12 protein-coding genes are annotated in these 14,942 nt (G+C 66.3%); 8 read left to right on the forward strand and 4 right to left on the reverse strand.

Going from position 1 to position 14,942, the window contains the following annotated elements; all coding sequences use genetic code 11:
- Nucleotides 1–65: 65 nt before the first annotated feature.
- The 6 genes from MQC88_RS12050 to MQC88_RS12075 all read left to right on the forward strand — a co-directional run bounded on the left by MQC88_RS12050 (nucleotide 66) and on the right by MQC88_RS12075 (nucleotide 7,105).
- Nucleotides 66–1,742: an electron transfer flavoprotein-ubiquinone oxidoreductase gene (locus MQC88_RS12050; protein ID WP_243322742.1), complete on the forward strand. Its 1,677-nt coding sequence runs from the start codon at nucleotides 66–68 to the stop codon at nucleotides 1,740–1,742.
- A gap of 12 nt (nucleotides 1,743–1,754) precedes the next feature.
- Nucleotides 1,755–2,648, forward strand: a complete 894-nt coding sequence (locus MQC88_RS12055) for a WcbI family polysaccharide biosynthesis putative acetyltransferase (protein WP_243322411.1) — start codon at nucleotides 1,755–1,757, stop codon at nucleotides 2,646–2,648.
- A complete protein-coding gene (locus MQC88_RS12060; RefSeq protein WP_243322412.1) occupies nucleotides 2,645–3,697 on the forward strand; it encodes a GSCFA domain-containing protein in 1,053 nt (350 codons plus the stop codon). Before MQC88_RS12055 ends, MQC88_RS12060 begins: the two co-directional genes overlap by 4 nt.
- A 211-nt stretch (nucleotides 3,698–3,908) precedes the next feature.
- Nucleotides 3,909–5,576 (forward strand): glycosyltransferase family protein, encoded by a 1,668-nt coding sequence (locus MQC88_RS12065; RefSeq protein WP_243322415.1) that lies wholly within the window; start codon nucleotides 3,909–3,911, stop codon nucleotides 5,574–5,576.
- Nucleotides 5,577–5,802: 226 nt separating this feature from the next.
- Entirely contained in the window at nucleotides 5,803–6,390 is a 588-nt protein-coding gene (locus MQC88_RS12070; RefSeq protein WP_243322418.1) for a hypothetical protein, read from the forward strand.
- Nucleotides 6,391–6,451: 61 nt separating this feature from the next.
- A complete protein-coding gene (locus MQC88_RS12075) occupies nucleotides 6,452–7,105 on the forward strand; it encodes a hypothetical protein (RefSeq protein WP_243322420.1) in 654 nt (217 codons plus the stop codon).
- Nucleotides 7,106–7,138: 33 nt separating this feature from the next.
- Here MQC88_RS12075 and MQC88_RS13085 read toward each other — a convergent pair whose 3' ends face one another.
- The 4 genes from MQC88_RS13085 to MQC88_RS12095 all read right to left on the reverse strand — a co-directional run bounded on the left by MQC88_RS13085 (nucleotide 7,139) and on the right by MQC88_RS12095 (nucleotide 12,942).
- A complete protein-coding gene (locus MQC88_RS13085) occupies nucleotides 7,139–8,164 on the reverse strand; it encodes a class I SAM-dependent methyltransferase (RefSeq protein WP_243322422.1) in 1,026 nt (341 codons plus the stop codon).
- A gap of 2 nt (nucleotides 8,165–8,166) precedes the next feature.
- On the reverse strand, nucleotides 8,167–10,059 hold the full coding sequence (gene cysN / locus MQC88_RS12085; protein WP_243322425.1) for a sulfate adenylyltransferase subunit CysN: 1,893 nt from the start codon (nucleotides 10,057–10,059) through the stop codon (nucleotides 8,167–8,169).
- Between the two features lie 115 nt (nucleotides 10,060–10,174).
- Nucleotides 10,175–11,116 carry a sulfate adenylyltransferase subunit CysD gene (gene cysD, locus MQC88_RS12090; RefSeq protein WP_243322428.1) on the reverse strand — a complete coding sequence of 314 codons (942 nt, stop codon included), beginning with the start codon at nucleotides 11,114–11,116 and terminating at the stop codon, nucleotides 10,175–10,177.
- 47 nt (nucleotides 11,117–11,163) lie between these two features.
- Complete coding sequence (locus MQC88_RS12095; protein WP_243322430.1) at nucleotides 11,164–12,942, reverse strand: SLC13 family permease; 1,779 nt, start codon at nucleotides 12,940–12,942, stop codon at nucleotides 11,164–11,166.
- Between the two features lie 146 nt (nucleotides 12,943–13,088).
- Here MQC88_RS12095 and MQC88_RS12100 point away from each other — a divergent pair, with 146 nt between their 5' ends.
- The gene (locus MQC88_RS12100) at nucleotides 13,089–13,835 is read left to right on the forward strand and encodes an electron transfer flavoprotein subunit beta/FixA family protein (RefSeq protein ID WP_243322433.1); all 747 of its coding nucleotides are present in this window, start codon (nucleotides 13,089–13,091) and stop codon (nucleotides 13,833–13,835) included.
- Between the two features lie 103 nt (nucleotides 13,836–13,938).
- A complete protein-coding gene (locus MQC88_RS12105) occupies nucleotides 13,939–14,883 on the forward strand; it encodes an electron transfer flavoprotein subunit alpha/FixB family protein (protein WP_243322436.1) in 945 nt (314 codons plus the stop codon).
- Nucleotides 14,884–14,942: the final 59 nt, after the last annotated feature.

A 14,942-nucleotide genomic window follows, 5' to 3' on the forward strand; every position in this document is an offset into this window, starting at 1 on the left:
TCCGCCGCGGATTTGCCGTCCCCGGCATAAACCCCGAAAATCCCTGCATGTCCGAGGAGACCGCAATGCAGCAGCCCGACGAGGGCCTCCCAGGGGGCGACGCCGCGGTCGAGATCGAACGCGACGTGATGGAGTACGACGTCGTCACCGTCGGCGCCGGCCCGGCCGGCCTGGCGTTCGCGATCCGCCTCAAGCAGCTCGCACCGGCGCTCTCGGTCTGCGTGATCGAGAAGGGCGCCACCGTCGGCGCCCACATCCTGTCCGGCGCGGTGATCGAGCCTGGCCCGCTGGACGCGTTGCTGCCGGGCTGGCGCGACAACCCGCCGCCGGTCTGCGTGCCGGCGACCGAGGACGAATTCTGGATCCTGGGCAGGACCAGCGGCCGCAAGCTGCCGTTCGTCCCGCCGCAGATGAACAACCACGGCAACTTCATCGTCAGCCTCGGTGCGCTGTGCGCGTGGCTGGCGCCGCAGGCCGAAGCCCTCGGCGTGGAGATCTATCCCGGCTTCGCCGCTGCTTCCGTGCTGCACGACGCCGACGGTCGCGTCGCCGGCGTGCGCATCGGCGACATGGGCGTGGCCAGGGACGGCAGCCACAAGCCCGGGTTCACCGCCGGCATCGACATCCGCGCCAAGGTCACCGTGCTGGCCGAAGGCGCGCGCGGCAGCCTGACCAAGCAGCTGGTCAAGCGCTTCGGCCTCGATGCCGGTTGCGACCCGCAGGCGTACTCGATCGGCATCAAGGAACTCTGGCAATTGCCCGCCGGTCGCGGCACGCCCGGCAAGATCGTGCACACGGTCGGCTGGCCTGCCGACAACCACACCTACGGCGGCAGCTTCCTGTACCACCTGGACGGCGATCGGGTGGCGCTTGGCTACGTGTCGGGCCTGGATTACGCCGATCCCGACTACAAGCCCTGGGAAGCGTTCCAGCAATGGAAGCACCACCCGACCGTGGCGCCGTTGCTGGAAGGCGGCAGCATCGTCTCCGCCGGCGCCCGCGCGATCGTCACCGGCGGCTGGCAATCGCTGCCCAGGGTCGAGATGCCCGGCGCACTTCTGGTCGGCGACGGCGCCGGACTGCTCAACGTGCCCAAGATCAAGGGCACCCACCAGGCGATCCGCAGCGCGATGCTCGCGGCCGAGCACCTGGCCGCGCAGGCCGGCTCGGGCGCGCTCGACAGCGCCGGCTTCGACGCGCGACTGCGCGCCTCCGAGGCCATCAAGGAACTGCGCCAGGTGCGCAACATCAAGCCGGGCTTCAAGCGCGGATTCTGGTTCGGCATGTTCAATGCCGCCTGGGAGACGGTGACCCGCGGCTTGTCGCCTTGGACGCTGAAGGTGAAGCCCGACTGGTCCGCGCTCGACACGCTCGGCGATCGCGCGCACCCCGAACGCGACTACGTGAAGCGGACACTCGCCCCGCGCGACCGCCTGCAGGGCGTCTATTTCGCCGCCACTTCGCACGACGAGGACCAGCCCGTGCACCTGGTGGTACACGACACCAGCATCTGCATCGGCCGCTGCGTGGAGGAGTACGGCAATCCCTGCACGCGCTTCTGCCCTGCGGGCGTCTACGAAATGGTCGACGAGGTCGCCGATGACGGCAGCGCCGGCCTGCGCCTGCAGGTCAACGCGGCCAACTGCGTGCACTGCAAGACCTGCGACATCAAGGACCCGTACGAGATCATCACCTGGGTGACCCCCGAGGGTGGCTCGGGGCCGAATTACCAGAACCTCTGACGCAGGACGAAGATGTCCCTTCGCAGCACCGGAAAGTCCGGTCGTTACGGCATGCGGCAGCCATGGCTGCTGTTGTACAACTGCCAGGTCATGGGGCTCGCCAATAGCCTGAACCTGTTGTGCGACGACATCCAAGTCGAGTATTACGATCCCCCAAACTTCCGCAAGCAGGCAAAGTTCATCCTCGGCAGGATGAGGGACTTCGAGCGGGTACTGGTTGCCCCGCAACTGGAATCCGAACTCGGTGAACAGTGGTCGGGCAACGAGAAGGTCTGGCGCATTCCCACCATCTCGTTCAATGCCTACCATCCGGACATCTGCTATCTCCTCCACTCCGGGAGTCCTTTGAAGGGGCCCCTCGGGGACTACCACTCCCTGATTGCCTACGCTGCATACACTTGCGGCATGTCCGAGACGCGCGCCCTTGCCCTGTACTGCGAATCCGTCTACGACAGCCTTGGCTATTTCAACCGCTGGGACCATTCCCGCAAGGCGCTGCTCGACTCCTTCTCCAGCCACGGCTTCGACATCGGGGCGAAATTCGTCGAGTGGAGCCGGAACGGCCCCTTCATGTACTCCTTGAACCATCCACGCGTCCATTGCGTGCGGGACGTGGCCAGCGCAATCCTGGGGCGCGCGGGTTTGGATGCCAGGTATCTCGATGCACTGCCACACGACAACCTCGCCAACGGGCCCATCTTCCCCGTGTACACGGAAATCGCCTCGCACCTTGGCGTCGACGGAAGTTATCTGTTCAAACTTGGCGGAAGGTATCAGTTCATCCAACTCGAAGAATTCGTCTCCGAATGCTTCCGTCTCTACCGCGATACCCCCCGGGTTGGCATCCGCCCCGAGTTCGAGCGCATGCTGGGCAACGCGATGGCCGTCATCAAGGCCCTGCAATGACTGACAATCCCTACCGCGGCCTCGGCGACCACCAGTTCTGGCGACGCGCCGTCGCCGGGGTCGAGCGCTTCCGTTTCGATCCTGTCCGCGCCACCCGCTTCACCATCCAGCCGTCGGAACGCGTCGCCACCGCAGGAAGTTGCTTCGCCCAGCACATTTCCAATCGCCTGGCGAGCATCGGCTTCAACTACTTCGTTACCGAAGCGGGCGAGCATCTTCCGGACGCACAGCGCAGAGCATTGAACCATGGCGTCTTTTCCGCCCGCTTCGGCAACATCTACACCTCGCGCCAGTTGCTGCAACTGTTCCAGGAAAGCTTCCAGGGCCGCCCGGTGGCCGATGACGTCTGGCAGCGCGAGGATGGCCGCTACGTCGATGCATTGCGGCCCCAAGTCACCCCAGGAGGCTACGAATCCCCCGGCGAAGTGAAGCGCGAGCGCGAACTGCACCTGGCCGCAGTCAGGCGGATGTTCGAGCAATGCGACGTTTTCGTCTTCACCCTGGGCCTGACAGAGACCTGGCGCTCGAAAGTCGACGACACGGTCTATCCCTTGGCGCCTGGCGTGTCCGGCGGCAGCTTCGATCCGGAGCGGCATGAATTCGTCAACCTGGACGTACACGACGTAACGGGCGACATGGAATCCTTCCTCGCGGGCCTTAAATCAGTCAATCCGGGCGTGAAGGTGATCCTGACCGTTTCGCCTGTACCGCTGATCGCCACGTACGAAGACCGCAACGTGCTGGTGTCCACCACTTACAGCAAGTCGGTCCTGCGGGTCGTGGCGGACATGCTGTGGCGCAGGTACGAGTGGATCGAATACTTCCCGTCCTACGAAATCATCGTCGGCAACTACAACGATTCGCGCTACTTCGAGCGGGACTATCGTGGAATCAACCGCCTCGGCGTCGATCACGCCATGCGGTGTTTCCTCGACCATTACACGTCACGCGGCAAGCGCCGAAGCCCGGTTCCGGGAATTGCCACGCCCCCATTGCTGACGAGCGATATCATGTGCGACGAAGAAGCAATCGACCAGTTGCGGCCTTGATCCGTGCAATGCTTCACCCGATGGCCGATGCTCGCGCCTACCCGTCGAAGCCGGCCGCCATGGCTGCGTCCGGAACGTCGCCGCAGTCACGAGTATCAGGCCGCCCGTCGTTGACTCGCCGCGGGCCGCCGTCCGGTGATCCGTGCCGGATCCATTTTTTGCGGCCTGGCTGCCATATCCTCCCGCGTCGCTCCTGCATGAAGGGCCTGCCGTGATCGCATACTCCCCGCTTCAGAGGCGGAACAGCCCCTCCCTTGTGGTTGCGGTCATCGCACTCGTCGCGATCGCCAGCTTCTGGCTTCGCACGGGCCTGGACATGTATCCCCTGGACGACGGCTGGGTGAGCCTGTCGGTTACCGATATGAAGTTCGACTTCCTGGATTTCTTCTTCACCAACAGCCGGGAGCTGCGCAACCTTCCCTACATCATTGCCAAGTCGATCGAAGACGATGGTTTCCGCGCAATCAACCTGATTCTCATCGGAATCGATGCGCTCACCTTTCTGGGGCTGTTCCGCATCAGCCTCTTCCTGCTACCAGGGCGGACGGTTGCATCCTTCATGGTGGCCGGCCTGTCGATGTTGTTCCCGAACGACCACACGATGTTCTGGCTCGGCGCGTTCGGCGTCAACCTGTCCTACCTGTTGCTGGTCTGGGGAACAGTCGTTGCGCTGGCCGCAATCGACCGGCAACGGCCATGGCTGCATGCGCTTGGTCTTGTCCTTTTGTTCTGCGGCATCAGGACCTACCCGGGCTACATCTTCATGCCACTGATCGTGGTGAGCGGCTTCCTCTACAAGCGACACGGCGGAGCCGGCTACCTGCGTGGCTTCGCAAGGCACATCCTGCCGCAGTGGCTGACATTCGCCGTCGCACTCGCCCCTACCGTGCAAGGCATGGTCCAGGGCCGTGGCCGGGAAGGCCGGGTCGCGCACTTCGATGTCCAGGATGTAGTCGCCGGCTACCGGGAGATGTTCGCGAACCTGCTTTGGCGCTGGATGGACGACCTTTGGCCGCAGGCATCCTGGCTTATGGCCTACGCGTTTCTCTTCGCATTGCTGTTCATCGTGGCCGTCGTTCTGCTGCGACGAGCCCAGCGACGGGGCGATCAGCCTCCCCTGCATGCCTTCCGTCCTTTCGTCCTGGCTGCGATCTGCCTCTCGATCGTGCTGCTGTGCTACCTGCCGTACGCGGTCAGTGATATCCGTTTCGACCACGGCCGCGCACTGATTGCCTGCCGCTTCGGATGGGTGCTGCTGGTGGTGGCGCTGGTGGACCGATGGCAAATGCAATTCGGACGGCCCACCACGGCCCGGGCCCTGTGCGCAGTCGGGGTGGCATTGCTGACGTTGTTCGGCTTGAACAGGCTGTCCAACTTCGACGCCCGCCATGAGCGCTCGATCTACCAGCGGGTCATGCTGGCCGACCTTGCCGCCGCCCTCCCTTGCCCGCCAGCCGAAACACCGATCGTGCTCATCGTCCGCCAAGACGAATTCAGCAAGGAAAAGGGCGGCAAGATGCTGGTCAACCGCCCGCAATTCCTGTTGCGGGCGCTGTACGCCAATGACAAGGTCAAGGGCTACACGGTAAGCAACTGGATGCTCGGCCGGCACGGACGCATCGATCCGTCAGACGGCACGATCATCTACCGGCGACGCGACCTCGGGCCCGCGCCCCTGTTGTTGCATTACAGCTTCGACTCAGGAATCAGGCACGCTGCGCAAGCGCGCTTCAGGGTGGGTCGCCCTTACCAATGGACCACGGTACACGGCTCACCCCTCCCCGCTTCGCAGTGCCATCCGGCGCCCTTGGTCCGTGAGCTCTCGCGTGAGCGCGACGGGTACCTGGACCATCTCGGCCTGCCGACCAGGATGCCTTGACCCGGGGCGCCGGGAGCGCGGCTTGCCTGTGCCGGTGCCTCTCCGCAACAAGGCCTCGCAGACCGCGGAGAGCACCAGCTGGAACCCGTCAGGATTCGCCTACGGAGTCGAGGTGGGCCGGGCGCCCCTCGGGGCGCCAGCTGGCCTACCGGCGCAGCTTCCGGCGTTGGATCCCTCGTGGCCGCCAGGAGCGGCCCGCCCGAGAACCCATCGACGAGGAATCACCATGTTTCTGACCCACAAAGCGGTGCCCGCCACCGCGCTTGTCCTGCTGCTTGGCGCCGCGACGGCCGTGCAGGCCGGCAACAACTACGGCACCAACCGCAAGGTCATGAGCGGGGCCCAGTGCCAGCCCAGCGACGGCGCGCAATGGCCGGATATCGACATCAACCCCGACGGCATCCGCAACATGAGCGACACCTATGCCCGCTACATCTCCTGCACCATCCCGATGGACAGCGACACCACGATCGACCAGTCGGATTTCGACTCGACGACGACCCAAGGGGCTTTCACGTTCGAAGTCGGGATGGATTACTCCGCCACCCCTTCGGCCGGCCTTGTCAACACGACTTGCACCATGTATCGGCGCAGTGGGTCTACCGGAGTGAAGACCAGCGAGGCGTTCACGATTACTTCGGCAAAGACCACGGATCCCGTGACTTACTCGGTGACTCCAGACTTGATGGATGGCGCCAGCGCGCTCGTCCCTGATGTCTTCTCCTTCAACTGCAAGCTCAATCCCAAGATCAAGCTGGCCTACATCAAGTGGTATGAGGCCGAGAACACCGGCGGTTATTACTACACGCCGTGACCGCGAGCGCGCCGGCAGCCACGCTGCCGGCGCTTGCACCAAAGTACAAGAGGATTGATGCATGACCAAAGGTTCGATCGCAATGGCCGTCGCGGTCGCCATCGTGCTGGGCACGCTCGGCTACCGGCTGGGCGTGGGGCGCGCGCAAGGCGACGAGTTGAAGGCCATCGAGCAGCGCCTGGCTGCCATGGAAGCGCGGCAGCACAAGCTGGAGGGGGGCTACCTCAACCGGACGTCCAGGGAGGAACTGGCCACGCAACTGGGCTACCACGCCTCGCGCGGCACCGGCCCCGCGAACCGGGCACGCGACCTCGAGCCGCGGCCACCGTCACGCACTCCGCAGGCGGCGGCCGCCGACGCCAGGCAACGGCTCCAGGCTCTCAGGCAGACCTTTGACAAGGACCCGGTGAACGCACGCTGGGCAAGCAACACGCGCATGCAGGTCGAAGACACCATTGCGTCGATCGTCGAACAAGGCACCGTGGTTCCACGCGCGGTCCAGACCGACTGCCGCAGCCACAGCTGCATGATCAGCCTGGATCTCCTGGATTCGACGGAATCCGACAGGTTGAGCGAATCGCTGCTCAGCGACCTAGCCGGGATCCTGCCGACGGCCACGCTGATCGAAGTCCCCAGCGCGGATGGAAAGCGCACCGAACTGCATATCCTGGCGACTACCCGCAAGAGCCAGTCGCGGCGCACGCCCCGGGGCTGACCCGGCGCCGTGCATCACGCATCCCCAACGGGCTCAGGCGTGGGCTTGCGCGCCTGAGCCGTTCAACAGGTACCACAGCGATCCGCCGCCCTGCGGATAGCGGCCACGCATCAGCCGCTCCCCTTGCGCCCGCATCTGCGCATTCGTGTACGCGCTTCCGAACATCACCTGCGCATCCGGGTTGCGCAACAGATAGGCCTGCAGCAGGTACTGCTCGGTCCAGAAGATGTTCCGCTCCAGTGCGAGCTTTGGCGGCAGCGCATAGGGCAGGTAGATGTCGTGGCTATGGCACATCACCTGCGAGGTAACCTGCGGCATCACCTTCAGGTAGATGTACAGGCAATCGCTGCCGCTCTTGACCGTGTGCGTCGAATCGATGAACCAGACCTGGCAGGAATTGACCAGCCTTACCAGTTCCGCTTCCGCGATCTCCTGCACCGGCGTCTCGATCAACTTCGTGACGGTCGGCAGCCTGCGCAGGAACCCCTTCGGGTAGGGCTCGACGATGATCAATTCGCCCTTGCCGTTGCGGCGCAGCGCCTGGTCGGCCACCAGCGTGGAAAACCCGGAGCCGATCTCGAGCACGCGCTCGGGCTGGATCGTGCGCAACACGCAGTAGTACGCCATCGCGTCCGCATACGAGAACGCCGGGTTCTTCCAGAAATAGCCTGCGGGATTTTCCGGATCGCCCCCAAGCGGCGGATCGAACTCCTCCGCATGCACCTGGATCCGCTCAAGGAACCCAGCCATTCGGTCATGGTCGAAGAGGCCGCCGGCGGCATACGGACCGCCGGCCTCGAGTTGTTCCCGACGGTACTCGAAGGAATGCTCGACATCCCTGATCGACGGGATGCTGGCGTAGAAATTTGCCGGGCTGACATAGATGCCCGCGGCCTGCAGCTGCTGGTGGACCAACTTGCCGCCCCAAAGCGCCCGCTTCGCGAGCATGACCAGCTGCCGCAACTCTCGAGTCGTCAATGGCTTCCCCAGCGCCGGAACGGGTGCAGGCGCAACGGAGCTTTCTGTTGCGTTGTTGCCGGGCCTTGGTGCATCGGACACGATCAAACTCCGGAATTCAGATGCCGGACCAGAGTACTGGCCAGTTCGTCGGGGCGCGATGCAGTGGTATCCAGCACGACCTCGGCGTGTTCCGGTCGCTCGTATGGCGAATCGATACCGGTGAAATTGCTGATCTCCCCCGCGCGCGCCTTGGCATACAGGCCTTTCACGTCGCGCTCCTCAGCGACTGCGAGCGGCGTGTCGACGAACACCTCCAGGAACTCTCCGTCGGCGAACATCTCGCGCGCCATCCGCCGCTCGGCGCGGAACGGGGAAATGAAGCTGACCAGCACGATCAGGCCCGCATCCACCATCAGCTTGGCGACCTCTGCGACGCGGCGAATGTTCTCGACCCGGTCCTCGTCGGTGAAGCCCAGGTCGCGGTTGAGGCCGTGGCGGACGTTGTCGCCGTCGAGCAGGTAGGTGTGCTGGCCCATCGCCAGCAGCTTCTTCTCGACCAGGTTGGCGATGGTGGACTTGCCTGAGCCCGACAGGCCGGTGAACCACAGGCAGCGCGGCTGCTGGTGCTTGATGCGCGCGCGCGCAGCCTTGTCGACGTCGACGTGTTGCCAGTGGATGTTGCCGGCGCGACGCAGCGCGAAGTCCAGCGTGCCGGCGGCGACGGTGGCGTTGCTCTGGCGGTCGATCAGGATGAAGGCACCCAGCGCGCGATTTTCGGCGTAGGCCTCGAACGGCACCGGCTGGTCGAGGTAGAGGTTGACCTGGGCGACCTCGTTCAGTTCAAGCGACTTGGCGGCCAGTTCTTCCTGGGTGTTGACATCGACCTTGTGCTTGATTTCGGTGATCGTCGCGCCAACGGTACGCGCGCCGATCTTCAGCCAGTACGGGCGCCCCGGCAACAGTTGCTGCTCGCCCAGCCACAGCAGGTGCGCGGCGAACTGGTCGGCGACCTCGGGCGGGCTGGAAGCGGCGGCGATGACGTCGCCGCGGCTGGCGTCGATCTCGTCGGCCAGCGTCAGCGTGATCGCCTGGCCGACGCCTGCGTGCGCCAGGTCGCCGTCGGCAGTGACGATGCGCGCAACCCTGGAGCGCTGCCCCGAGGGCAGCACGGCGATTTCGGCGCCGGGCGCGATGGCGCCGGCGACGACGGTACCGGAGAAGCCGCGGAAGTCGAGGTCGGGCCGGCAGACCCATTGCACCGGCATGCGGAAGCCCGGGTCGCGGGTATCGCGGTCGACCTGCACGTTCTCGAGGTGTTCGAGCAGCGTTTCGCCGCCATACCACGGCGTCGCCGGCGAACGTTCCAGCATGTTGTCGCCCTTGAGCGCCGACAGCGGGATGCAGGTGACGTGGGGAATGCCCAGCGTCGCCGCAAGTTCGCGATAGCCGGCCACGATGTCGTCGAAAACCGCCCGGTCGTAGCCCACGAGGTCCATCTTGTTGACCGCCACCAGCACGTGCCGGATGCCGAGCAGCGAGACGATGTAGCTGTGGCGGCGGGTCTGCGTCAGCAGGCCCTTGCGCGCGTCGACCAGCACCACGGCGAGATCGGCGGTGGACGCGCCGGTGGCCATGTTGCGGGTGTACTGCTCGTGCCCCGGGCAGTCGGCGACGATGAACTTGCGCTTGTCGGTGCCGAAGAAGCGGTAGGCCACGTCGATGGTGATGCCCTGCTCGCGCTCGGCGGCGAGGCCGTCGACCAGCAGCGCGAAGTCGATGTCGCCGCCCTGGGTGCCATGGCGACGGCTGTCGGCCTCCAGCGCCGCGACCTGGTCGTCGAGCAGCAGCCGGGTGTCGTGCAGCAGGCGGCCGATCAGCGTGCTCTTGCCGTCGTCCACGCTGCCGCAGGTGATGAAGCGCAGCAGGCTCTTGGTCTCGTGCTGCTGCAGGTAGGCCGCGACCTGGGCCTGGGCGTCGCTGTTCATGTCGTTCATCGGCGCATTCCGGCAGTGCCATCGGGTACGCAGTGGGAGCACGCCCGGCTGCAGGAGGCGGCCGGCGCGGGAAGCAGACCCGCGGCGCCCGGTACAGGAAGGTTGCGAGCGGTCATCAGAAGTAGCCTTCCTGCTTTTTCTTTTCCATCGAGGCGGAGGGATCGTGGTCGATCACCCGTCCCTGGCGCTCGGAGGTGGTCGCCACCAGCATCTCGGCGATGATCTTCTCCAGGCTGTCGGCCTGCGATTCGATCGCGCCGGTGAGCGGATAGCACCCCAGGGTGCGGAAGCGGACCGTCTTCATCATCGGTGTCTCGCCGTCATGCAGCGGCAGGCGCTCGTCGTCGACCATGATCAAGGCGCCGTCGCGCTCCACCACCGGCCGCTCGCTGGCCAGGTAGAGCGACGGCACCGGGATGTTTTCGCGATAGATGTACAACCAGACATCGAGCTCGGTCCAGTTGGAAATCGGGAACACGCGCACCGACTCGCCCTTGTGGATGCGGGTGTTGTACAGGTCCCACAGTTCCGGGCGCTGGTTCTTGGGATCCCAGCGGTGCGCGGCGCTGCGGAAGGAGAAGATCCGTTCCTTGGCGCGCGATTTCTCCTCGTCGCGGCGGGCGCCGCCGATGGCGGCGTCGAAGCCCCATTTGTCCAGCGCCTGCTTCAGCGCCTGGGTCTTCATCACGTCGGTATGGACGGTGGCGCCATGGGTGATCGGGCCGATGCCCTGGGCGATGCCGTCGGGATTGCTGTAGGTACGCAGCTCCACGCCGGTCTCGCGAGCGCGCTGGTCGCGGAAGGCGATCATCTCGCGGAACTTCCAGGTGGTGTCGACGTGCAGCAGCGGGATCGGCGGCCTCGCCGGATAGAATGCCTTGACCAGCAGGTGCAGCAGCACCGAACTGTCCTTGCCCACCGAGTACAGCATCACCGGGTTGCGGAACTCGGACGCGACCTCGCGCAGGATGTGGATGCTTTCGGCTTCGAGGCGATCGAGGTGGGAAAGCGTCTTGGAGTCTGTCACTGCGGGGAGTTCCTGTTGCGGAGATCGCATTGGCGCGCGTTCAAGGGATAACGTCATTCTACCGGTGGACCGGCCGTTCAGAACGGCCACAGCCGCGGAATCGCCAACAATACCGAGACGCCCACCACCAGCGACAACGGCAGGCCCACGCGGACATAGTCGCTGAATCGATAGCCGCCCGGGCCATAGACCATGAGGTTGGTCTGGTAGCCGATCGGGGTAATGAATCCGGCCGAGGCGCCCATCATGATCGCGATCACGAACGGCATCGGCTGGACCCCGAGCTGGGTCGCCGCCGAGACGGCGATCGGGAACATCAGCACGGCCGCGGCATTGTTGGTGACCAGCTCGGTGAACGCGACCGCGGCCACGTACACCAGCACCAGGGTCCAGAACGGGTCCGACCCGGCCCAGCCCATGAGATGGGCGGCAACGAGCGCAGCCACGCCGCTGCGGTCCAGCGCCGCGCCGAGCGCGAAGGAGCAGGCGATCACCACGATCAGGCGGAGGTCCAGGCTGCGGCGCAGTTCGGCGACATGGACGCAGCCGGCGAGCAGCACCAGCGCGGCCGCGGCCACGGCCGACAGCAGGATGTCGACCCCCAGCACGGTATTGGCGACGATCATCGCCGCAACCACCCCCAGCGCGACCAGGGCGCGCGGGCGGTCGACCCGCGCGGCGCCGTCGATCTCGTTGCTCACCAGGAACTCGGCACGGTTGCCGTAGCGGCGCAGGAACTTCGCATCGGTTTCCATGAGCAGCGTGTCGCCCACCTGCAGCACGACGTCGCCGAGCTTGCCGTGCAGGCGCGTGCCATGCCGAGCGACCGCGATGACCGCCGCGTTGTAGCGGCTGCGGAAGGTGGCCTCGACCAGGGTCTTGCCGATCGCCGGCGAATACGCCGACAGCACCACCTCGACCAGCGTGCGACGGCCACCGGCGTCGTCGATCTTGAACAGCTGCTCCGTGGCCGGGCGCAGGCCCGACAGGCGCCGCAACTCGCGTACCGCATCGGTGGCGCCGACGAACACCAGCCGGTCCCCGCCGCGCAGCGCTTCCTCCGGCGACACCGCCGCATGCAGTTCGCCATTGCGCACCAGTTCGACCAGATAGGAGCCGGCCAGGCCGCGCAGGCCGGCCTGGCCGATGGTCATGCCGGCCATCGCCCCGGCGTCCTCGACCAGCATCTCGACGACGTATTCGCGGGTCTCGGTCGCCTGCTGCAGCGCCGAGCGCCGCAACGGCAGCAACCAACGGCCGACGGTGAGCAGGTAGATGCCGCCCGCCACCGCCGCGACCGCGCCCACGCCCAGCGGATCGAACATCCGCAGCGCCGGCATCCCGGGCTGCTGGTGCACCAGCCCGGCCACGATCAGGTTGGTGCTGGTGCCCACCAGGGTGCACATGCCGCCGAGGATGGTGGCGTAGTTCATCGGCAGCAGCAGCTTGGATGGCGCCACGCCGCTGCGCCGGCTCCAGTGCTCGATCGCCGACGTCAGCATCGCCACGATCGGGGTGTTGTTGACGAAGGCGGACAGCGGCGAGGTGATGGCGACGAGCCGCGCCTGGGCGGCGAATTCGCCGCGTGGCCGCCCCAGCACCCAGTCGCCGATCCAGCGGATGGCGCCGGTGGACTTGAGCGCGGCAACCAGCACGAACAGGACCGCGACCGTGAGTACGCCCGGATTCCAGAACCCCGCCAGGGCCTGGCGCACGCCCAGGATGCCGCTGCCGGCCAGCACCACGGTGGCGCCGATCAGCACCTTGTCCGGGCTGAAGCGCTCCCACAGCAGCAGTGCCAGCGTTGCCAGCACAACGCCGATCGTCAGCCATCCCTGCCAGTCCAATCCTGCCACGCCCCCTGAAGACCCCTGCTCATAAACGCATACGCGTCCGCATACCGGCCGCCGGCAACGCGGCGCAGGGTCGAAACGGTAGAATGCGCAGTCTAGCGGATCGGGTCGTGGGCCCGCCCTGCGGCTTTCAGAGGAACCCCAGCACGATGAAGATCCTGGTCGGCTACAAGCGCGTGGTGGACTACAACGTCCGTATCCAGGTCAAGCCGGACGGCTCCGGCGTGGTCACTGACGGCGTCAAGCTTTCCGCCAACCCCTTCGACGAGATCGCCCTGGAAGAAGCCCTGCGGTTGCGCGACCAGGGCATCGCCACCGAGGTCGTGGTCGCCTCCATCGCCCCCGCCGACGCCCAGGCCCACCTGCGCAACGGCCTGGCGATGGGCGCCAACCGCGCCATCCACGTGGTGGCCGACCAGCCGCTGCAGCCGCTGACCGCCGCCCGCACCCTGCTCAAGCTGGTGGAACGCGAGCAGCCGGACCTGGTCATCCTGGGCAAGCAGGCGATCGACGACGACGCCAGCCAGACCGGGCAGATGCTGGCCACGCTCTGGGGCCGGCCGCAGGCGACGTTCGCCAGCAAGCTGGAGGTCGCGGCCGGCAAGGCGACCGTGACGCGGGAGGTCGATGCCGGCCTGGAGACGCTCGAGGTCGAACTGCCAGCCGTCGTGACCACCGACCTGCGCCTCAACGAGCCCCGCTTCATCAAGCTGCCGGACATCATGAAGGCCAAGAGCAAGCCGCTGGAGACGATCGCCTTCGCCGACCTCGGCGTCGACGCCGGCGACACCCTCAAGGCCATCCACTACGCCGCGCCGGGCAAGCGCAGCCGGGGCGTGATGGTCAAGGACGCGGCCGAACTCGTCGCCGCGCTGAAGGCCAAGGGGCTGCTGTAGGCGCTCGGCCCACGCTTCGCGGGCCTCCGGCCGCCTGCATCCGTTCCCGGCCGGAGACACCGGGCTCCCGCTTCCGCGGGAATGACGCAACAAGGAATCCAACATGTCCAAGGTCCTCATCGTCGCCGAACACCTCGACGGCAAGCTCAATGCCTCGACCGCAAAGTGCGTGTCGGCGGCGCAGGCGCTGAACCCGGAAGCGATCGACGTGGTCGTGCTGGCAGCCGAGCCCGCTGCCGTCGCCGCCGAAGCCGCGCAGATCGCCGGCGTGGCCAAGGTGCTGGCGGTCGCCAACGCCGCCAACGCCAACGCCGTCGCCCAGGTGCTGGCGCCGCAGGTGGCGAAGCTCGCGACGGAATACACCCACGTCTTCGGCCCGAGCACGACCTTCGGCAAGGACCTGATGCCCTGCGTGGCGGCGCTGCTCGGCGTGGCCCAGGTCTCGGACGTGATGGCGGTGGAGGGCAGCCACGTGTTCAAGCGCCCGATCTATGCCGGCAACGCCATCGTGACCGTCGAGGCGCCCGCCGGGCATGCGGTCGTCGCCACGGTGCGCGCCGCATCCTGGCCGGAAGCGGCGCGCGGCGGCAATGCGGGCATCGAGCCGATCACCGTCGATGCCGCACTGCCGGCGCACACCCGATTCGTGGGCCTGGCCGCCGGCAAGTCCGATCGCCCCGACCTGCAGAGCGCGCGCCGCGTGGTCTCCGGCGGCCGCGGTGTCGGCTCGAAGGAGAACTTCAGGATCATCTACGACCTCGCCGACAAGCTCGGCGCCGCGGTCGGTGCCTCGCGTGCGGCGGTGGACGCCGGTTACGTGCCCAACGAACTGCAGGTCGGCCAGACCGGCAAGATCATCGCCCCGGAGCTGTACGTGGCCGTGGGCATCAGCGGCGCGATCCAGCACCTCACCGGGATCAAGGACGCCGGCACCATCGTTGCGATCAACAAGGACGGCGAGGCGCCGATTTTCGAGGTCGCCGACATCGGGCTGGTCGGCGACCTGTTCAAGTTGCTGCCGGAGCTGGAAGCGGCGCTGGCCGGCTAGGGGCTTGATCCGGATGGTGGCGGAGAGCACCAAGCCGCCACGACGGGCAGGCACCAATA

The sequence above is a fragment of the Cognatiluteimonas sedimenti genome (assembly GCF_022808325.1).
Classification (GTDB): domain Bacteria; phylum Pseudomonadota; class Gammaproteobacteria; order Xanthomonadales; family Xanthomonadaceae; genus Cognatiluteimonas; species Cognatiluteimonas sedimenti.

Coding starts and splice junctions, on each gene's coding strand:
- MQC88_RS12050 (WP_243322742.1), top strand. CDS start 66: ATGCAGCAGCCCGACGAGGGCCTCCCAGGGGGCGACGCCGCGGTCGAG.
- MQC88_RS12055 (WP_243322411.1), top strand. CDS start 1,755: ATGTCCCTTCGCAGCACCGGAAAGTCCGGTCGTTACGGCATGCGGCAG.
- MQC88_RS12060 (WP_243322412.1), top strand. CDS start 2,645: ATGACTGACAATCCCTACCGCGGCCTCGGCGACCACCAGTTCTGGCGA.
- MQC88_RS12070 (WP_243322418.1), top strand. CDS start 5,803: ATGTTTCTGACCCACAAAGCGGTGCCCGCCACCGCGCTTGTCCTGCTG.
- MQC88_RS12075 (WP_243322420.1), top strand. CDS start 6,452: ATGACCAAAGGTTCGATCGCAATGGCCGTCGCGGTCGCCATCGTGCTG.
- cysN (WP_243322425.1), bottom strand. CDS start 10,059: ATGAACGACATGAACAGCGACGCCCAGGCCCAGGTCGCGGCCTACCTG.
- cysD (WP_243322428.1), bottom strand. CDS start 11,116: ATGCGATCTCCGCAACAGGAACTCCCCGCAGTGACAGACTCCAAGACG.
- MQC88_RS12100 (WP_243322433.1), top strand. CDS start 13,089: ATGAAGATCCTGGTCGGCTACAAGCGCGTGGTGGACTACAACGTCCGT.
- MQC88_RS12105 (WP_243322436.1), top strand. CDS start 13,939: ATGTCCAAGGTCCTCATCGTCGCCGAACACCTCGACGGCAAGCTCAAT.